The sequence below is a fragment of the Paenibacillus sp. sg306046 genome (genome assembly GCF_059821225.1).
In genome coordinates this window covers 1-19,441 of the sequence record NZ_JCAMRT010000021.1, presented here as the reverse complement: position 1 = coordinate 19,441, position 19,441 = coordinate 1, and the positions used below count along the sequence as shown (strand labels likewise).

Here is a 19,441-nt window from a genome sequence, read left to right as displayed (position 1 = left end):
CGTTACTCTGCTCCTTTCCGGCTCTGCCGCTGCCTATGTTGGTCCCGATATTGGGCAGGCGAACAATGCCGATGCCGCTCAAATGCCTTGTAAAAGCTGGACGGACTCTGAAAGCCTACCTCATAGCATACCTCCAGATTGGACAGCTCCGTTTCCTCCAGCAGCTTGGCCGCACGTTCGATCCGCAGCTGCTCCAGGTACTGGCGCGGCGTCTGCGAGGTCGTCTGCTTGAATTGCCGTTCCAAATGATAGGCGCTCATCCCGATAAACGCGGCAAGATCGTCCAGCGCCAGCTTCTGACGGTAATGCTCCTCCAGAAACGCGATAATCGCGGCGGCCAGCTCCAGATGCGGCGCGCGCCCTTCCTCCGGACGGCATCGCTTGCAGGCCCGGTACCCGGCGCGCTCTGCCTGCTCGTTTGTCTCCATAAACTCGACATTTATTTTTTTCGGCTTGCGCGATCGGCACGATGGCCGGCAATAGATGCGGGTCGTCTTCACCGCTGTCACAAATTTCCCGTCGTAGCTGCAGTCGCAGGCGAGCACAATCGCCCACTTCTCGTCAAAGGTCAGGCTTTGCTTGCTCATGTCCCCAAACTCCTGTTTGCATGTCATCATGGTAACACTTTAACAAGGTTTGACGGCGAATACATCTTTTTTCTTGCGCTTCGTGTCGGGACGAATCCGCTTCAGGCGGCGGTCAAATCCAAAACCCCGGGCCCTTGTCCAGGCTGCCGGGGTTGCTTCGGATGTCAGCTCCTTTACGAATATGTACTAGGACGTGTCTGAAAACGCTGAAGGCAGCAGATTTTGCCGAATTTTCGTTCCAAGCAAGGAAGTTTTCCGCAGGCGTGCCGGGGCACGTTAAGGGAAAGTGACGCGGCAGGGGGCGAAAAGGCGGTAAAAGATGCACTGCAGCGATTTTTGAGACACGCCCTAAGCCTGCTCGCCGCGGTACACGCGAATTTGCTCCAGCAGCCCGTACGGATGCAGCACATAGTCCGGCGTATAGTCCACGCCCTCTGTGCGGAAGGATTCCCAGCCGGTAGACATGGCCGCGCCTCTCGCCGAGTGAAACGGCCCGAACATATTACGCGGGCTGCCAACGACTTCAATCTCAATCGCATTGCTTCCGCTGCGCAAATGCGGGGTAATCTCTTGCCGGGCAGCGGCCCGCCAAGGAATTACAGCGGCCTGCGCACCATTCACACGCAGCTCCAGCGTAACGGCCGAGTAGCTTCCCAGCTCCAGTACCGCCCGCTCCGGCGTTCCTTCCCCGCCATCCAGCTCGAAGTGATACACCATACTGCCGCAATAATGCGGATATCCCTGCAGCCCCCAGTCGCCGAAGTGCAGCGACTCCGGCTCGGCTGTGAGGCGGCGCAAGCCATCCACCGCGAAATCGCCGAGCAGGTAGCAATCCTCCAGCTCCATGCTGTTCAAATAAGCGCAGCGGAGCGTCAGCACATTGACGCCCTGCTTCAGTGCCGGCAGCGGCACGGTATGCAGCGCGCGGTCAAGAAACCAGCCGTCCGGCTTGCTTGTCACCGGCTGGCCGTTCAGCTCGACGGCGAATTGCTCCGCCTGCTCCAGCACAAGGCTGACGCCGGTCGCCGGAACGCTCTCGACCTCGAAGGCAAACACCAGCTCCAGCAGCTTGCCGTCCTGCGGGTGCGGCTCGTTCACCCATTTGTACCGCTGGGTCAAGCCGTTGTAGTACACCTGCCGCATGCCAAGCGTATCGCGAACCTGCCGCTGCGCCTGCCACACCTCCATCTGCCCGGACCAGTCCCCGCCGTCCAGCCGGTAGCTGCACTGATCCAGCACAAGCAAATTCGGCTGGGTGCGGGTGAAGCGAGCTACGGGGCCGAGCGACGCATAAACCGGCTTGGCGAAGACGTCAAGCCGGGTATCCCCGGTCGGCAGCTCCGGCCGAAGCAGTTCCGGCTGCGCTCCCTTGCGGATCACATACAACCTTGATCCCGCAGGACCGAAGCTGGACTTGATCTGCAAGCCGCCATGCTCAACCCGCACAGGCACGGCGCTGATCGCTCCGGTCAGCAAATCCCACTCCTCGACCCGGCCGAAGCAAGCGAGTGTGATGTCCGCCTCGACCGGCTTGTCGCGGTCGTTGTTGACGACAAGCAGCGACCAGCTGTCCTCCAGCTCGCGCAGCATATGCAGCAGCTCCGGCGCCTCCGCCATATAGCTGTTGCGAATACTGACGCTGCGAGGCAGCGCGGCCTCCAGCGCGGACGCCGTCTCATGCGGCTGCGCCAGCACTATGACGCCGGGATGGCCGTACAGCGCGTCCAGTTCCACCGCCCGCTCGCCTTCGAGCATGGAAGCGGTCGGCTGAACGGCGATTACGCGGCCTCCGGCCTGCACGAACGCGAGCAGCAGCTCCAGCGTACTGCGCAGCATCGTCTGCATCGGCGGCAGCACGACCACTTTGTAGCCGGCCTGCTGTACAAACAATTGCCCGGACTCGACCCGTCCCGCCTCCTGCATGATCGTCTCGTCGCCGAGGTCGAAATCGTAATGCTGGCCGAGCAAATACCGCAAAAACCGGTTGAAGTCCTCTCCATACTGATTGACCGCCGGAATATCCCGATCCTTATTCCGAACAGGAATCCCGTACGGATTCGCCCCCAGCATCGCCCACGCCGTGGACGCCGGGTGCAGCACAAGCACGTCCCGAACGACACGCCCTTCCGACATCACAGCCGAAATGCGTGCAAAATAGTCCTCAACGATCCGGTTATGCGACCACCAGTTCGTGTTGTAGTTAAACACCGGCGGGTAATCGCGCTTGCGGCAGCCCTTGATCGAATACAACGCCAGATGCTGGGAGCGCAGATTGACGCCCTGCACATATTGAAAATCCCCGATCCACTTCTGCCCTTCAAATGTAAACTCCCAGCCTGTGCAGCCGTACGTTTCAGTAATAACCTGCTTGCGGCCGTACTGATTTGCCACGCTCGTACACTGGCGGACCGTAATCGTCTCATCGACCTGCTCCATTAAGATATCTATGCCGGGAATATGCATAAAGCGGTAGTTCGGCATCATCGCGCCGCATACGCGAGTAGCAACGCCGAGCAAATTTTCCCACAGGAAGTGGCCGGTAAACGCCAAATTCGCCTCCTCGCACCAGTCGCCGAGCTGCTTGGTAAACGACTCCGCGAACATCTCGGACACCGTCCGCCAATAATTATGCCGCGCCTTGGGCGAGTCCGGGGCGTTGAAAAAAATCGACGGCACCGAGTCATACACGTCATAGCCCCGCCGCTCGCGGAAAAATTCCGGGAACGTATACGTCCACGGCAGCCAGCCGCGGCCCTCCGTAAATTGGCAATGCCGGTCCGCTACGCTCGGCTCATCCGTGAACACGCCGGCGATTGCACCGCCGAAGTGCTCGCCGACCGCCTCCTTATAGGCCTCGTAGGTGATGTCAATGAAGGCGCGGACCGCCTCCGGGTTCAGGTTGTCGTGGGGCGATTCCCCGTTGAACCACTCGACTCCCGCAGCGACCTCGATGCGGAGCGCCAGCAGCACCTCGTCATCCTGCGGCACATAACGCGCCTGCTCCGCGCCGCTTCCGCCGTCATAAGCGATCCGCTCGCACGCATGCAGCTCCATGCCGTCGATTACGGCCCGAAACAAGGCGACAATCGTCCCGTCGCCCCCGTGCAGCTCGCCGCGCACGATGTCGATTGTCAGTCCCTTTGCCCGGTACGCATCCCCGCGTGCCGCCACCAGACCGCCGGCCGAACCGGAGGGCCAGCGGTCCTCGTCATAAATCCAGGCGATCATCCCCTGCTCTGCTGCAGCTTCAACCGCCGTCCTTACGCATTCGATCCAATCGTCGCCCATGTAGACCGTTTCCAGCCCGTCACGGGCATGCATAAAAAACCCGCCGACGCCCTGCTCCTTCATACTTTGAATTTGCCGGATCAGCTCTTCCTTCTCCAGCTTGTCGTTCCACGCCCAGAACGGCGCCGAGCGATGCTCGGACCCCGGCTGCCGGAACGCCTCTTCCATTTGCTTCAGACTGCTCATCTTAAAGCTCCTCCCTACGAACGTGATGCGGCCAAATGATGCGCCAGACCTGCTGCAATCCGCGGCTGCGCCTTACCTCGCTGCGCCTTACCTCGCTGCTCCTTACCTTGCTGGCCTTCGCGCGCCGACTGGACTGCGGCAGGCATTACCAATGCTTGCCGCGCTTACCCTTTGACAGAGCCTAGCATCGCGCCCTTGACAAAATATTTCTGGACAAACGGATACACGGCCAGCACCGGCAAAATCGCGACAAATACGACGGCGTATTTGATATTTTCCGTCATGACGGCCATATCGGTATTGCCGGACATTTGCGTCGTCTGCGAAGCCATATCGCCCGCGATCACGATATTGCGCAAAATGATCTGCAGCGGGTACAGCTCCTTTTCATTCAAATAAATCAACGCCGGGAAAAAGCTGTTCCACTGGCCGACGGCATAAAACAGCAGCATCGTCGCCATTACCGGCATCGACAGGGGCAGCACGACTTGCACCAAAATGCGAAATTCGCCCGCTCCGTCTACCGTCGCCGATTCATGCAGCGCTTCGGGAATATCCTCGAAGAAGGTTCGCATCAAAATCATATTAAACACGCTAATCGCTGCCGGAATTACAATCGCCCAGATCGTATTGACCATGTGCAGCCCATTGACAATCATGAACCGTGGAATAAGGCCACCATCAAAAAACATCGTAAAAATAACGAAAAGGGCCAACGGCGAACGACCGTAGAAATGCTGCCGCGACAACGGGTACGCACATAGCACCGTCATGAACAAACTGATCAGCGTGCCAAGCACCGTATACAAAATCGTATTGGCATAAGAGCGCAAAATCGACGGATCGTCGAACACCGCGCTGTACGCCTTGAGATTGACATCTATGGGCCACAGCCACACTTCGCCGCTGGATACCGCATCGCCCGACGAAACCGACACGATCGCCATGTAATACAGCGGGTACAGCGTGACGATAATCAGCGCCAGCATAATGGCGGTATTGAAGCCCTCGAAGAGACCGAAGGAGCGCTTGTTCATGAGCTATCACCTCTAAAAAATTCGTGTGCCGTTCACTTTCTTCGCAATCTGATTGGCCGAGATGACCAGAATAAAGGAAATAACTGACTGGAAAATGCCAACCGCCGACGCAAAGCTGAAGTCGCTGTCAATCAGGCCTCTCCGGTATACGAACGTCTGGATCACATCCGCTGTCTCGTAGGTCGGACCGCTGTACAGCAGTAAAATTTTCTCAAAGCCGACGGACAGCATGTGCCCCAAGGAAAGCAGCAGCATCACGGTTACGACCGTCGATATGCCAGGCAGCGTAATGTGCCATAATTTTCGCCATCGGCTCGCCCCGTCCATCGTCGCCGCCTCGTACAGCTGCGGATCAATGCCGGTAAGCGCCGCCAAATAAATAATGGAACCCCAGCCGAGCCCCTGCCATATTTCCGAGGACACGAAAATCGTCCGGAACCAGCCTGACTGGGACAAAAAGGTAACCGGATCACCGCCGAACAGCTTGATCAGCTCGTTGATCAGTCCATCCGTCGCCAGAAAGTTGACGAGCATCCCGGCCACCACGACGGTGGACAGAAAGTGGGGAATATAGGTTACGGTCTGAATCAGCCGCTGAAACGCCCGGCTCGTCAGCTCGTTCATCAGCAGCGCGAATATAATCGGGGCCGGGAAAAAAAACAGCAGGGAATACACGTTAATCAGCAGCGTATTGCGGACAACCTGCCAGAAATACGGATCAGTCAGAAACTGCTGAAAATATTTGGTCCCCACCCACGGGCTGTTAAAGAAGCCGCGGACAATCGAATAGTCCTGGAACGCCATCAGCGTTCCGACCATCGGCGCATAGTGAAAGATCAGAAAATAAACAAACGGCAGTGCGAACATCGCATATAGCGCTTTGCTTTTGGACAGCTTCTTTTTTCGTTCAGCCCACAATCCCGTCCGGCCTTTGCCCGGCGCCTGTTCCTGGGGGATCACAGCAGACATGCTCATCCGCTCCCTTCTCCATCATGAGTGGAGAGCGCCGGACGGCGCCCTCCCGCCCTCTCTTTACTTCACACGCGACAAGGCGTCGTTATAAATCTTCACGAGCTGATCCGCGCCCTTCTCCTTGCACTGCTGGATAAACTTATCCCAGCCGCCCAGCGCGTTGCCATCAATAATAAACTTGTCCATGCTTTGCGTCATAAACGCATCCAGCTGTGTACGCAGCTGCTTGAGCTTCTCGCGCTCCTCTTTGTTAAACGGCGGATCGTTGTTGAAGCGGAAGTTAATGCCGTCAGCGAGTCCCTTGAGGTTGTTGTCGCTCCAGGCCAGCGAGTCCTTTGACTGGAACGGCACGTTCGGCCGATCGTCGTAATGCATGGCCAGGCCGAGATAGCCGGTGCCCAGCTCGGATTGCATCGCATAATACGGAGACGGCTTATCCTTGTATTTGGCCATCGTGGCGTCCGTCAGCTTGAATTCATTGTTGGTGAACGTGTAGTCTTCATTTTCAACGCCCAGGCTGGTCAAATTCGTGCCTTCGTCACTGTACATCCAGTCGATAAACTGGATCACCTGCTCCGGATTTTTCACCTTGGCATTAATGACATAGGACTCGCCGACGTGATCGAGCGCATACAACAAATTCCGCTTGACGCCTTTATCGCTCGCAAGCGTCGGCAGCATATCGAACTTCGCCGTCGGCTCCTTTTTCTGCAAAATCCCGTTGAACGTGTTCGCAAATCCATTGTTGTCCTGAAAGAAAAACGACTTGCCGGAGTTCAGCTTCTCCTGCCATGTCTGGGACGTCGCCGTCGCGTAGTCAGGATCAAGCAGCTTCTCCTTATACAGCTTGTTCAGCCAAGTGATCGCCGACTTGAATTCGTCCGAATACGGTCCGAACTTGTACGACTTCGAAGCGGGATCATAGTACACCTTGGTGCCTGTGCTGGTCGTGTAACCGCCGCCGAAGCCAAACGCAATCGGATTGATCAGGTTCTCCGTACCGCTTAATCCATTGGCTGCGCGGGACGCGAAGGGAACGGACTCCGGGTACGCCTCCTTCAGCTTTTTGAGCACGGCGTACAGCTCTTCATAAGTTGTCGGAGCCTTCACATTCAGCTTCTCCAGCAAATCCACCCGAATCATCGGCAGCTGCCCGGCCTGGATATCCCACTTGGTCAGCAGCGGGAAGCCGTACAGCTTGCCGTCGATCATGTTGCGCGTCGCGTCCGGATGCTCATCCAGCACTTTCTTGAAATTTGGCATTTTGTCAAGATACGGCGTCAAATCCAGGAAAATGCCGGTATCGGCAAAGTTCTGAATATCATCCTGCTTGACGAGCAGCACGTCCGGAATCGTATTGGTCGCAATTAATGTTTTCTTTTTGTCGTCGTAGTTGCTTTGCGGGACGCTTTGCAGGTTCAGCTTCACATTTTTTCTCTTTTGAATTTCCTGAACCGCCTTCGAGTTCGTCACAATCGCCTGAGACGGATGCTCATAACGCATCCACGTCAGCTCCAGCGCTTTGGCCGAGTCGCCTGTCGCCCCATTGCCGCCTGCTGCGGCTGGCGCCTTGCCCCCGCCCGAGCATCCGGCGAGCACTCCCCCGAGTGCGATGATTGCCATCCCGGCTGCGCCGGCCCGCTGCTTCTTTTTGTTCCATTCCATACTTGCTTGCCCTCCTTGGTTTGCGCTTTGGCTTGCATCCTTATCGTAGCCTGTGCCCGCCCGGCGAGAAATAACCAAAAAGGAATAACGTGTGCCGTTATTCCCCTTTTGACGCGACTGATGCAGTTTTCCACCCTGATGCAAAAGGGCGCATTTGCTTATTTTCCGCTGCTTTTATGGGCATTGCGGTAGTCCAGCGGAGACACGCCCTCCACCTTTTTGAACAGGCGCAGGAAAGTCGTTCGGCTTACAATGCCGATCGCATCGGCAATCTCATTGATCTTCATGTCCGTCTCCGTCAGCAGCTGCTTGGCCTTCGCAATCCGGATCAGACCGATATAGTCTGTGATGCTGGTGCCCGTCGTTTCCTTGAACAGTCGCGAGACGTATTTGGCGGACAGCCCGATTTCGTCGGCGATCAGCTCCAGATGCAGGTCTTGGGCGTAGTTGGTTTCGATGTAGCTGGTGATCAGCGCAACCACCGACCCCGCCTTGCGCTCCGGCTTCGAGCTGCCGGTTTCAGCCAGCAGCCGCTCGTAGAACTCCAGCAGCAGCTGCATGCGCTCGTTGGATTCGGTCGGCAGCAGCTGGCGACGGATCAGCTTCTCATATTGCTTGTCCGTTACGAGGGCAAACACATTCATCCGTTTCTCGGTCACATACCGGTATCCGGTATAAAACAGCTCGACGAGCAGCGCGCCGAAATTCGCGTACGAAATGCCCCGGTCCTTGTTCAGCTGAATGATCGCTTCGATCTCTTGCTTCAGCTGCCCGGCATCGCCGCTTTTCAGCAGGTTGACCAGCTTGTTCTCATCCAGATAGGAGTAAAAATACATGTGGCCGATCTCCAGGTCAGCCGCATCCAGAATAAGCGACTCCGGCTGCGCCGTCCGCTTGTCCAGCGCCGTCACCGCCTCGTTATACGACTTGCCGAGCTCGTCGATGCCCGGATACGGATTGCCCAGCCCGATCGCCAGCTCACAATAAATCATGTCATATTCGAAGGTTAGCTTCACCTGATCCAGCGCCTGATCCAGCCGCTCACGATCCTGCTGGCTGTGCAGGTTCACAATGCCCACGTACAAATTATGCTCGTACTCCAGCAAATAACAGCTAGCCTGCCGCCGAAGAATGCCCAGCAGCACCTTTTTCAGCTTGTCGAGCACCAGTACCCGGTCTGCTTCGCCGATCTCATGGTAAAACCGTTCGCGGAACTGGAACAGGAAGCAGCAGCACAAGTAGCTGCCCTCCTCGAAGCCGATTTCCTGCAGGAAGGTCGCTGACTTCTCCGGCAGCAGCTGCGGCTGTCCTTGAATGACGCCCATGAAATACTGCTCCACCCACTTATCCGTGACGAGCTTCACTCGCCGCGAAGCGTCCCGATTTTCCTGCAGCAGCTCATGCACCCGGCTCCCGATTCGTTGGAAATCGCCCCCCTGTACGACGGCTCCGATCGGCTCTATCCCCTGCTCGCCTGGCAGCAAAATATCCCGGATGCTCCTGATCGGATTGTACAGCCGCACGCTGAAAATAAATGAAAAGACGATGCCGATCACCATCAGGCTGAGGCAAATCCAGAAAATCAGCGTCAAAATCGTCGAGGATTCCTTATTAAACGCGGCGACAGGCGTAATCGAATAATAGCTCCAGCCAAACGTATCCGAGGCATGATGCGCGACGATGACCTGTTCTCCGCCGAGCTTCATTTGCCCGACCTCCGTCTTAGAGCCAATCGGATATTGCTCACGGATCGCCGCTATGTCTGCTTCCGGCAGCTTGCTGGGATTCAGCAGCACCTGCTGCTTCGGCGAACTAATGACGTAGCGCGTCGCGGCGAACAGCGAATTATGCTCAAGATTGGCCGTAATCGCTGACAATGACAGCGTTGTCACCATCGTCGCTGGCGCGCCATTCAGATATTGCGTAGTGACGCCTGGAATGACTTGGCCCCGCGCGCCCGTCGCGCCCGTAAGCTGGACCGGATTCAGCAGCTCAAACAGCCGGTCCGTTTTCAGCCGCTCCTGCCAGTATGACCGCGGATAATGGTCCATCTGGTAAAACTTATCGAAAAACGTTTGAAACTCGACAACGCCCTCCGCGCTGTACACCCTCTCATCGTCAATGTACAAAAAAATCGTATCAATAAACGAGCTGATCGTGCTTTTATTGGCCGCAATCGCGCGGATAATGGCCGGCGCATTCACTTTTTCGTCAGCGGACAGCGCGAAGTAAGGCTTTACATTTTGCTGGATAATATCGCTGAACAACAGGTTGTTATTGGTTGTGCGGATCATTTCCAGCGACACGTCGATGCTGCGCGAGGAGGACAACAGATTATCGGACAGCTTCCCTGACACATCCCGCTTGACGAGCTGATCCACGTTGAAATACACAATAAATCCGATGACCACAATCGGAATTAACAGCGACAGGAAATACAGCAATATTTTGAAAAACAGCTTGTGCTTGCGTATGTACGTGGCCACAATGTACCTCACCTTCCGCTTAAAGTGCAGTTGCAGTAACTATAGCTTGAAGGCGGGTTTGCCGCAAGTGGGGAGTGGCAGGTAACAGCCGGGACGAGGACTGTAATCGGACGAAACAGGTCGTAATTCGATGTAATCCGTGCGGAAACAGCCGAAAAAGACCTACGGCGAATCATACTTGCGCCATAGGTCTTCACTTGATCGTTTCGTCCGCACACGGACGGCTATGCCGCCAAGGCTCGGCGTCCCGCCGCGCCGGACATCCGCCGGGAACTGTCCTCCTCAGGCTGCGGACAAGCGTCTGCCAGCTGCCAACGCTGCCCGCCAGCCTCAGCCCATCCGGCTGTCCTGCTCCGGCTGCTGCTGACCGCCGCCCAGCCTGATTTCCTCCAAATACCTCGTAAACCTGGAATCGCCGCTGTAGCTTAGGCTCAGCCATTCCAGCGCACGCGTCATCGCGATATAAAACAGCGACACCTCGCGCTCCTCCACTTCCTCCAGCGAAAACGGCATATTTTCGATATTCACGATAAATACCGCTCGGAAATCGAGCCCCTTGGCGCTGTCGATCGTCGAAATTTTCACCGTCTCCTCCTGCCGCTGGAAGCTGCGCTTCGCTTCGGCGCTTTCCGTCATCCACGTGTACGGGATGCCCGACTTGCGGAGCTGGCCCTGGATGTCGTCGATAAACGACTGCCGGTGATTGTTTTTTACCCGGTACAGGATGAGCATTTCTTCATACGGGATACGCCGTTCCCGGTGCAGCAGCTCAATCTGGGCCGCCACATCGTGCATTTCCTCGACAAATGAGCGGCAGCGAATAATTCGCGGCTCCGGCCCGCGCCGGCGCGTGCTTTGCGGCGGAATAATTTCGACGCCCTCGGCCGTCCCCAGCTTCACCTTGTTTTGCAGCTGCGAATGCTTGCGGTAGAAATCCCAGGCAAACTGCACGATCTGCGCCGTATTGCGGTAGTTGATCGTGAGAATTTTCGACCGTCCGCGGAAGTCCAGCCCGGTATCCTGCGCGAGGCTGTTTTTCCGTTTGAAAATGGACTGCGCCCTGTCCTCCACCAGCAGCAGCGACTGGGTCGCCGGATTCAGCACCTGACCGAGCAGCTTGAGCCAATCTGATTCGAAATCCTGCCCTTCGTCAATAAGAATAGCATCGTACGTAGGCAGGATCGCTTCCTTATTCGCCAGCTTGTCCAGCAGCGTCGGGATATGCTCTTCCTTTGTATGCAGCTGGTTGCGCAGCCATTCGTGAAAGTTGTACACCTCGATCCGGCGGCCCGGCAGCTCGCCGCTCCCCTCGCGAATGCGGATCAGGTCAAATAAATCCTCCGGCTCCTCCAGCATCCGGTCAATCATTTGCCGCAGGCTGCGGGACAACGGAATGCCATAGCATAGCACCAAAATGCGCCAGTCCGGATACAGCTTCGCCAGCATCTTGGCCCGGCTTGCCAGCACAATCGTCTTGCCGCTGCCCGCTACGCCCCGGATGAGCCGGTGCCGGTCGCCGAGCTGCTTGGCCAGGTTTTCCTGATGCAAATCCATCGTCTTGATGTTGTGCAGCGAAAGCAGCAGCTGATCCTTGTAATACGCAGGCTGCACCTTGTCCGCGCTGATGCGCACCTCAGGAAACAGGTGGTAGCGGATCGCCTTCACATCCTCCGGCGTCAGCCGGTAGGAACGGCGGCTCCATACCGTAAACATGCCAAGCAGCTTCTCCACCAGATTTTCCTGCGAGAAGCCCTCCTCCTCAGGGTCCACCTCGTCCCGGCACAGCACAAATTCCGCCGGAATGACCTGGTACAGATCGTAGCGGACGAACTCAGCCTGCTTCATACGCGTAAATACCGTGCCGAAGCCGTAAGGGAATTTCAGATGACCGGGGAACTTGCCTTCCATCTGAATGAGGTTTTTATCCTTCTTGAGCTGCTCCGCCACATGGCGCACATTGTCCCGCGCCTGCTTGAGCGGATTTTTGACGACCGCCATCTCACCCTTGGCCGTATGCAACGTCCATTCATCCTGGTTGATCTCATGCAGCGTATTGCGGGTGTAATCCTTGACCTCCAGCACCACAAGTCCGAGATCGGGTCCGATCACGATAAAATCCGGCCGCCTGCCCTGAATTTCCGGCTCATAGTAGACCATATAGTCGCTGGGCAAATAATCGCGCAGCGTTTGAAATAAAATCCGCTCGCCTGCTGTCGCAAGACGCGGAATCGTATCCGGAACCATGTAGGCCATCGCATACATCTCCTAGTCCGTTTTTCCTAATCCTAGTATACAACGAAACGGAAAGGGATGGAATCGGTCAGTCGGCGTACTGCGGATGAAGAAATGTGAGCAGGCTCATCCCATCCTGAACGCCTTTCAAGTACAGCCACTCCTGCTGAAAGGAAACCTGCGCCGTATGCAAATCAAACCAGTCCCTCAGCAGCTCATGCTGACCAACGTGCAGCGCTGTCAATAGAGCTTGTTCAGCTGCACGTATTTTACGCTGCTGTAGCTCCGTTTCAGCGAGTTAGCCAACGGTAAACGAACCAGCATCAATTTCAGCCATATTGAGAAAATTGCCGAGGCTCTTGATATTGACGATATTCGTGAGATTATCACGCTGGTCGATGAGGGAAAGGGCTGAAGCTCCTATTTATCAACAGCTTTGATTTTTTTGATGAATTGATCTTTATCCACGAACTGGAATTCGCGGTTCTTTTTGTCGTTTAAGTAAATCTTCTTGGTAATGTCGTTCAGTTGGGTGTCCTTCAACGAGTTTTTTGTCACTTCATTTCCATTGACTTTATAAATATTTGTTTCTTCACCTAATATCCAGTATGCATTTGCTACTGTCTGTGCTTCTTTTAGAAAAAGGATTAGCTCTTCATTTTTCTGAAAGAGTCCATTTTCATTAAAGGAAACGTCCTCAGTTCCCTGTTGCATGATCTTGACACGTGTAGGAGCCTTGTTATTTTTATCTGAGATCATCTCTTCAACACTCGCATCAAAAAGAGTTTTAGGGATTGGTCCGTCTAAACTTCCAGTTTTATTCTTTATCTTAACGCGAACAATTAAATCGGATTCCTTGACCGATTGGTCAAAGGGTAGTGTTTCAAGCTCTGCCTTGACCACCTTTTTAGCCGTAATCGGTGCTTCTATTTTACTCAGGGGCTCTTGCAGGGTTGCTGTTCGCTGACTATAAAGAAAGTACCCTCCCACTGATAAAATGACTAGACTTCCTACCGCTAACATATTTTTTGTCTTCATGTTGTTCTCTCCTTCATTAATTTGCTACAAAATAATTTCTTGATATCGTAATAACTCTGTACTAATTTTCATGTAACCACCATCGTTTATTGGGATCATAATATTTATTGGAAATAAATAACTTAAATACAATAAATATCAACTCAACTTTCGCACCTAATAAAACGGTCTAAACGCTTGCTGCTGTAAGAGTATAGAGAAAAAGTTTCCGCTATTGACAGAAAAACACCCTTCTTGTTTGGTATCATGGAAGTGTCGAGCAACCATGCAAACAAAGAAAGGTGTTGTACTACATATGTTACACCAAAAATCCTTGTCTGAACAGGCTAAAACTCGGTTTGCCATGTTGTTTTCAACCTTACAAATCGGTCAACTTTTACGAAAAGCTGGAATTATCAAGTCGTTTGGTCCTTCTAGTCTAGCTGTGTTTCAGATCCTGTTCTCCCTTGTGTTTGAAGACCGAAACTGGTTTCGTCTCTTAGAGAGCGAGCGTGGTTCGTCGCTGCCTGGAGAAGACGTTATTTATCCTTTTCTTAATCAAGGCAATTTCGCTTGGCGGAAGTTTCTTCACAGCTTCGCATTAAAAATCATCCAGCACTTTGAATCGCTCATTTCTTCTTCGCGCACGCGTGTTTTCATCATCGACGACTCCGTCTTAAACCGTAATCGCAGTAAGAAAGCCGAACTTCTTGCTCATGTATTCGACCACACGACTGGTCGGTTCACTAAGGGTTTTACCATGCTAACGCTCGGTTGGTCAGATGGATTTAGCTTTGCTCCGATTGACTTTGTCATGCTTTCTTCAGCTAAATTGGTGAATCGAATTTGCGAAATGAAGGAATATCTGAACAAGCGCAGCCATGGTTATAAGCGGCGGCTAGAAGCTCTTACCCGTAAACCTGATGCCGTCGTGGACTTGTTACAGCGAGCACTGTCTGCCGGATTTACAGCTGACTTTGTGCTGATGGACAGCTGGTTTACTCAAGCACCTTTACTTCGTCAGCTAGGTGCAATGGGACTTCCGGTTATTGGTATGATTAAAGAGATGAAACAGCGCTACCGCTTGAATGACAAGTTGGTGACTTTGAAAGAATTGTACGCCACTCTTCCCAAGAACAAGAGTAACGAGATCTTAGGTTCTGTCATCACCGAAACATCTTGTGGATTACCCGTAAAGTTGGTTTTCGTTCAAAATCGTAACAAACGCCGGGAATGGTTGGCTATTCTCAGTACCGATCTGACGGTAAGTGAAGATGAGATCGTTCGAGTCTATGGCATGCGCTGGAGCATCGAGACCTTTTTCAAATTCACCAAAAGTTATCTTAAGCTGGGCACCGAGTTTCAGGGTCGCTCATTTGACATGCTTATTTGTCATACGACTGTGGTATTCAGTCGTTATTTAGTCATGGAATTTGAACGTCGGCAAGAGAACGATACCAAGTCACTTGGTGGTCTATTCTTCCTTTTTGCTGACGAAGTAAGGGACTTAGATTACCAAACAGCCTTGCAGCAACTGATGACTTTATTTCTGCAAATGGCCGAAGCTAAGACAAAACGGGAGAAGTCTAATATTTTTTGTCAACTCCGCGAGTAGATCGTCGGTTTACCTTGCTACATCAAGGGTTTGTTCATGGATTCAAGCTGCGAAAGTTGAGTTATATAAGATCAAAAATAGTTTATTTATAGCTATTTTCTACAAAAAAGTAGCCTGCAATAGAATGGGTACTATCTACTCCAACATTCTGTAAGTTGAAACATGATTTCGGACTATGAGCTTATCGCTAAGAACTTAGATATGTTCCATGATAATACGTTCTTTATCTGTCCTAACAAACTTGCAGTTTGAATTTCAGTTTTTTTTGTGAAGCAATGCCAAAAAGCAGCTCATCTCCGCTAGGAACGAACTGCATTTTCTTTGGTTTCCTCTTGTATTCTATAAATGAGCAAATTGGCTTCCAGTAAACTGTAAAATCAACGAGTGCGAATGCAAATTGCTCTGTGAGCATCGTTTCGAGTTCATTACATTGAAATTTCCATATAATTACCAAATGGACAGAGCTACTTTTTTCAATTTATTCTTCCTTATAAGTCACCTTAGTATCTATCCCAATTGAATTCGCCGCTACATTCCAGGAAACTCCCATGTCGATAGCCTGTGCCACATCTCTTAACTTAAAATAGTTATTCCCTTCAATGTTATAGGAGATCAGGTTCATTTCTTTACCATCCAGGTAAACCTTCACAGACGTAGCTTTCGCTTGCTTGGTTGTTGGCTTTCCAGCAGCTGCTAGCTCGTTGCCTTCAGGTGTGTAGGCTTTTTGGGATTGAAGACTAATTGCGTTTTTAACGCCGTCCCAGCTTACTTCAAAGTTCTTTTCGGAACCATTTACAGCCATCGCCAGATCGCGCAACTTAAAATAGTTATTCCCTTCAATGTTATACGCCTCAAAGGAAACGGCCATACCGTTTACTAATACATTCGCCGCTGTAGGCGCGGTGGACAAAGATTCCGACTTGGAGTCAGCAGTAGCTGGAGTCTCGCTAGTGCTAGTTGACGTTGTGCGATCAACTCTTGCAATCGTCCCGTCCGCGGCTACCGTCACCAAGTACCCATCTCCCTCAACCTTCAAACCCTTGACGACGCGCGAGAACAAGACAGCCTCATGGCCAGTCGGCGCTTTTTGGGTTTTATCTTGAATTTTATATTGCTGATCATCGCTTCCCAGCCACTCCCTCATAAACGCTTCCGCCTTCTCCTTCATTAAAGCGTCGGGCACTTTGTCAATTCCTTGCAACGCATGGTTCACGTAAGTAAGGAGCTGGCCTTTCTCATCTATTACGATGGTATCAAACATACGTACTGATAGTATCGAAAAGTCGTCATCAAAATTAATGATGAAACTTCCCCGAATAGCTTCATGCTTGACTTGCTGCTGCTTTTTTGCAAGATGCGGAAATAATTCAAGCAGTTTGTCAAGCGATTTCTTAGCTGCATCATTCAACGTAACCTCCTGCTCTTGAGCTGCTGCTCCTTGACTCGCTGCGAACGCTGGTTGAGCTAACCCAACCGTGGTTACGACCAGCGTGCCTGCCAGCATCATTGCTATCACTTTTTTGGCTTTTTTCATGATTTCTCTTCCTCCTAGTTGATTGTGCTTTACTTCGAATTGTTCTTGTTCTGCTCAGCCTCAACAGCCTGATCCAACAGGTATTGCCTTTTTGTTGAAGAGTCTTAAGGGCTTCGTCAATCGACTTACGTCCGTCATAAGCTGCCTGTAGTTCCTGCATGGCTAACGTTTCGAAAGGCATATAAAAAGCTTGCGGCACTTTCCCGCCACCCTTAGGTGTGTTAGGATTTTGCTGCAATGCATAGAAAGCTCCCGGATTGCGACCTTCGCCGTCTTTCAAGTTTGTGGTTCGTGTGGGCATTGCTCCATTCACCGAGGCTTTGGCTGTCACACGTGCGAATTCATCTCCGTTGATATATCACGAAAGCCCAAGCAGCCTCCACATTCGCAGCGCTCGCTTGAATCGCCGTAATGCTTCCGAGCCAGAGATTGTTTCCAACGTCGGGGTTCTTCGGGTCAACAGGCACCGTAACGATATCCCAAGCCGGCATCTGCTCCTTGAGAAGGGGCTCAGCCCTTTTCAATTGTTTCATAAAATCATTGTGGCCAAGCGCCATGGCCGCTCTCCCTCCGATGAAAGGGTGCTGCTTCAGGCTATCCGTATATCCCATACCCGGAGTGAACGAATTTTTCCCGGAAAACAGTGCCCCCGATTTCATTGTGTCGAAGGCGAGCTGGTATACTTGTTTCCATTCGCTCGAATCTATCGTCATTTTCATCGTCTCTCGATTGAGCGTAGCGAGTCCTCTGTTTCTCCCTATGACCAAACCAGTCATTTAGGAGTGAACATCGTATAGGCCCAGCATGATTCCAGCGACTCGGCTTTCCGGATCGCTATTGCCTACGGGGAAACGCTGCGCAGGCTGCATGACCTCCTCCCAGCTCATTCGATCTTTCGGGTAGGAAACTCCCATTTTGTCAAACAGTGTTTTATAATCGTTAAAAGTAGTAATAATGAACGACTCATTTCCAATAACCCCCTCCATTCTGTTAGTGAGTTTTATAATTAGAATCCAGCTACAGTTTTAGTTTTTTACCGATATAGGCTTCCGCTAGTTTGACCAATTGTTTCTTCGTAACATTGCCACTCAAGGTTAGAAAAATAGTGGTTACATCATCAGACCTAATCCATAGTTCCAAGCTCGAAACGTTTTCTTCATTACGAAATATACTCATGATCCGATCATCCACTTTAACGACTTCCCATTGTTCGGGAAAATGATATCTTGCTGTTCCTTCATCCGACTTCCGTGTAGCGAACCTTTGTCTGACAAGGATTTGCTGTTTTCCTTGCTCGAAGAAATCATAAAAACCACTTATATCTACGTCATCTATGGTCCCTGGCTTTTTGTCTGGGAGTACTGTCACGCCAAAGGTTCTGGAAGGCGTCTTATCCATCTGGGTTGGTCGCAAAATGGAGACCGGTGACGCCTGCTGCGCTTCTTCCAACGACATCGCTTTCCATTCCGTAGGACGGTTTTGCAACTCATGATCAATGATTTCTATTTCTGTCATGTTGGCACGCCACGACGTGTTTACTTTAGCTTCATACTTAAAGGATACGATTTCATCGCCATTCCAATAAAACAATGAAGTTACTGCTGCGCTGACGGAAACCGCAGTAATCAAGAACAACATAACAGCTACGACCCATGCCCGGACCCGAAACAAGGTTCGGATTGGCTTTTCATTGGGTTGCTTGTATGCATGAATCCTTTCCATAACTTGAGGGGCAATATTACTTTCCTTCAATTGAATTTTCTTCATACTTTGAACTAACCTATCGTAGTTCGAATTGTTGTTCATGGTGCTTTATCTCCTCCCTCAACAGCTTTTTTTTCTTAAGCTTCAGCTTTAGCCGTTCGAACCGTTTGCGGATCGTAGGGGTGCTTTCGTCCAGAATTTTCGCAATCTCGTCAAACGAATAATCCTCGATCACTCTGTATATAAGCAGCTTTTTTTCGGGCACGGACAAACCCTTGAACCAGTAGGCCAGTTCTGTTCCCATTTGTTCCGAATATACTTCTTCTGCACTTTTAACTTGACTGTTCGGCCGAAACAAGGGCAGCAGATGGACCCATCTCTTCCTTCTCTTCACAATATTGCGGCAGTGATTTTCTGCAATCTTGTGCAGCCAGGTCCCGAACGAATGGGAAGAATCGTATTTTGCTAAATGTTGATAGGATTTGAAGAAAATGTCCTGAACCGCATCCTCGGCCTCTTGACGGTCTCCAAGCAAAAAGAAACAAAACCTGTATATTTTTTGCTCATATATCCGAATGATTAACTCAAAAGAATCGGTGTCTCCTTGAAGAACCCTCTGAATTAGTGTGTTGTTCTCCACAATTACCTCCCTCTTTTAGCAACCCTATTACATATACAATCGAAAACCACTTCATGTGACAAGTTTCTTAAAATAATTGTATTTTGCGGATATGGAGCAGAATCTAGCAAAACTAAAAAGGCAGTCGTTGCATAAATAAAAGCCCTTGATCGACAAGGACTCTAGCGGATTTTGGATGAATTTAGTCTGGTTCAGTTAATCTTAAGTGGTTGTAGTATTCACAATTATGCATCAACTCTAATCTCAAGCTTCCACTTTACCACTATTTGTGATAGGGTTCGGCCTCTAGGTCTATACAGAAGAAGACCGAATTAGGCTTAAAGCCTTCTCGGTCTTCTTAATGCCCGCATTTCATGGGGTGACTTGTCTGTAACGAGATATACTTCACATATCTGGAAGGCTAAGTAACTCAACTTTCGCAGCTTGAAATCGGCAAATAAGCCTTGATGTAGCTGGGCAAACCGGCGATCCACTGCTG

At 51.8% G+C, this 19,441-nt stretch carries 14 protein-coding genes and 1 pseudogene; 2 read left to right on the top strand and 13 right to left on the bottom strand.

Annotated features, from left to right (window positions below):
* Positions 1–2: 2 nt before the first annotated feature.
* The 8 genes from AC6ROY_RS19565 to AC6ROY_RS19530 form a co-directional block, all read right to left on the bottom strand.
* On the bottom strand, positions 3–587 hold the full coding sequence (locus AC6ROY_RS19565) for a bifunctional transcriptional activator/DNA repair enzyme AdaA (RefSeq protein ID WP_500102284.1): 585 nt from the start codon (positions 585–587) through the stop codon (positions 3–5).
* 348 nt (positions 588–935) lie between these two features.
* On the bottom strand, positions 936–4,061 hold the full coding sequence (locus tag AC6ROY_RS19560) for a glycosyl hydrolase (protein ID WP_500102283.1): 3,126 nt from the start codon (positions 4,059–4,061) through the stop codon (positions 936–938).
* Between the two features lie 164 nt (positions 4,062–4,225).
* The gene (locus AC6ROY_RS19555) at positions 4,226–5,098 is read right to left on the bottom strand and encodes a carbohydrate ABC transporter permease (protein ID WP_500102282.1); all 873 of its coding nucleotides are present in this window, start codon (positions 5,096–5,098) and stop codon (positions 4,226–4,228) included.
* A gap of 12 nt (positions 5,099–5,110) precedes the next feature.
* A complete protein-coding gene (locus tag AC6ROY_RS19550) occupies positions 5,111–6,067 on the bottom strand; it encodes an ABC transporter permease (protein ID WP_500102281.1) in 957 nt (318 codons plus the stop codon).
* Positions 6,068–6,130: 63 nt separating this feature from the next.
* Positions 6,131–7,735: an extracellular solute-binding protein gene (locus AC6ROY_RS19545; RefSeq protein ID WP_500102280.1), complete on the bottom strand. Its 1,605-nt coding sequence runs from the start codon at positions 7,733–7,735 to the stop codon at positions 6,131–6,133.
* Between the two features lie 158 nt (positions 7,736–7,893).
* Positions 7,894–10,221: a helix-turn-helix domain-containing protein gene (locus AC6ROY_RS19540; protein ID WP_500102279.1), complete on the bottom strand. Its 2,328-nt coding sequence runs from the start codon at positions 10,219–10,221 to the stop codon at positions 7,894–7,896.
* A 330-nt stretch (positions 10,222–10,551) separates the two neighbouring features.
* A complete protein-coding gene (locus AC6ROY_RS19535) occupies positions 10,552–12,474 on the bottom strand; it encodes a 3'-5' exonuclease (RefSeq protein WP_500102278.1) in 1,923 nt (640 codons plus the stop codon).
* Between the two features lie 67 nt (positions 12,475–12,541).
* A complete protein-coding gene (locus AC6ROY_RS19530; RefSeq protein ID WP_500102277.1) occupies positions 12,542–12,697 on the bottom strand; it encodes a hypothetical protein in 156 nt (51 codons plus the stop codon).
* Between the two features lie 48 nt (positions 12,698–12,745).
* Here AC6ROY_RS19530 and AC6ROY_RS19525 point away from each other — a divergent pair.
* Positions 12,746–12,868: pseudogene (locus AC6ROY_RS19525) on the top strand (helix-turn-helix domain-containing protein); the annotation flags it as partial.
* A 5-nt stretch (positions 12,869–12,873) separates the two neighbouring features.
* Here the strand turns inward: AC6ROY_RS19525 and AC6ROY_RS19520 are convergent.
* On the bottom strand, positions 12,874–13,491 hold the full coding sequence (locus tag AC6ROY_RS19520; RefSeq protein ID WP_500102276.1) for a hypothetical protein: 618 nt from the start codon (positions 13,489–13,491) through the stop codon (positions 12,874–12,876).
* 295 nt (positions 13,492–13,786) lie between these two features.
* On the opposite strand from AC6ROY_RS19520, the gene AC6ROY_RS19515 reads away from it, so the two are divergent.
* Positions 13,787–15,085 carry an IS4 family transposase gene (locus AC6ROY_RS19515; protein WP_500102346.1) on the top strand — a complete coding sequence of 433 codons (1,299 nt, stop codon included), beginning with the start codon at positions 13,787–13,789 and terminating at the stop codon, positions 15,083–15,085.
* Positions 15,086–15,563: 478 nt separating this feature from the next.
* Here the strand turns inward: AC6ROY_RS19515 and AC6ROY_RS19510 are convergent, their stop codons facing one another.
* The 4 genes from AC6ROY_RS19510 to AC6ROY_RS19495 all read right to left on the bottom strand — a co-directional run bounded on the left by AC6ROY_RS19510 (position 15,564) and on the right by AC6ROY_RS19495 (position 18,963).
* Positions 15,564–16,619 (bottom strand): hypothetical protein, encoded by a 1,056-nt coding sequence (locus tag AC6ROY_RS19510; RefSeq protein WP_500102275.1) that lies wholly within the window; start codon positions 16,617–16,619, stop codon positions 15,564–15,566.
* A gap of 341 nt (positions 16,620–16,960) precedes the next feature.
* A complete protein-coding gene (locus tag AC6ROY_RS19505) occupies positions 16,961–17,332 on the bottom strand; it encodes a hypothetical protein (RefSeq protein ID WP_500102274.1) in 372 nt (123 codons plus the stop codon).
* A gap of 304 nt (positions 17,333–17,636) precedes the next feature.
* Positions 17,637–18,425, bottom strand: a complete 789-nt coding sequence (locus AC6ROY_RS19500; protein ID WP_500102273.1) for a hypothetical protein — start codon at positions 18,423–18,425, stop codon at positions 17,637–17,639.
* Positions 18,400–18,963: an RNA polymerase sigma factor gene (locus tag AC6ROY_RS19495; protein WP_500102272.1), complete on the bottom strand. Its 564-nt coding sequence runs from the start codon at positions 18,961–18,963 to the stop codon at positions 18,400–18,402. The genes AC6ROY_RS19500 and AC6ROY_RS19495 overlap by 26 nt, the downstream gene beginning before the upstream one ends.
* Positions 18,964–19,441 lie beyond the last annotated feature (478 nt).

Coding starts and splice junctions, on each gene's coding strand:
- AC6ROY_RS19520 (WP_500102276.1), bottom strand. CDS start 13,491: ATGAAGACAAAAAATATGTTAGCGGTAGGAAGTCTAGTCATTTTATCA.
- AC6ROY_RS19555 (WP_500102282.1), bottom strand. CDS start 5,098: ATGAACAAGCGCTCCTTCGGTCTCTTCGAGGGCTTCAATACCGCCATT.
- AC6ROY_RS19500 (WP_500102273.1), bottom strand. CDS start 18,425: ATGAACAACAATTCGAACTACGATAGGTTAGTTCAAAGTATGAAGAAA.
- AC6ROY_RS19545 (WP_500102280.1), bottom strand. CDS start 7,735: ATGGAATGGAACAAAAAGAAGCAGCGGGCCGGCGCAGCCGGGATGGCA.
- AC6ROY_RS19565 (WP_500102284.1), bottom strand. CDS start 587: ATGAGCAAGCAAAGCCTGACCTTTGACGAGAAGTGGGCGATTGTGCTC.
- AC6ROY_RS19550 (WP_500102281.1), bottom strand. CDS start 6,067: ATGTCTGCTGTGATCCCCCAGGAACAGGCGCCGGGCAAAGGCCGGACG.
- AC6ROY_RS19510 (WP_500102275.1), bottom strand. CDS start 16,619: ATGAAAAAAGCCAAAAAAGTGATAGCAATGATGCTGGCAGGCACGCTG.
- AC6ROY_RS19515 (WP_500102346.1), top strand. CDS start 13,787: ATGTTACACCAAAAATCCTTGTCTGAACAGGCTAAAACTCGGTTTGCC.
- AC6ROY_RS19560 (WP_500102283.1), bottom strand. CDS start 4,061: ATGAGCAGTCTGAAGCAAATGGAAGAGGCGTTCCGGCAGCCGGGGTCC.
- AC6ROY_RS19505 (WP_500102274.1), bottom strand. CDS start 17,332: ATGACGATAGATTCGAGCGAATGGAAACAAGTATACCAGCTCGCCTTC.
- AC6ROY_RS19535 (WP_500102278.1), bottom strand. CDS start 12,474: ATGGCCTACATGGTTCCGGATACGATTCCGCGTCTTGCGACAGCAGGC.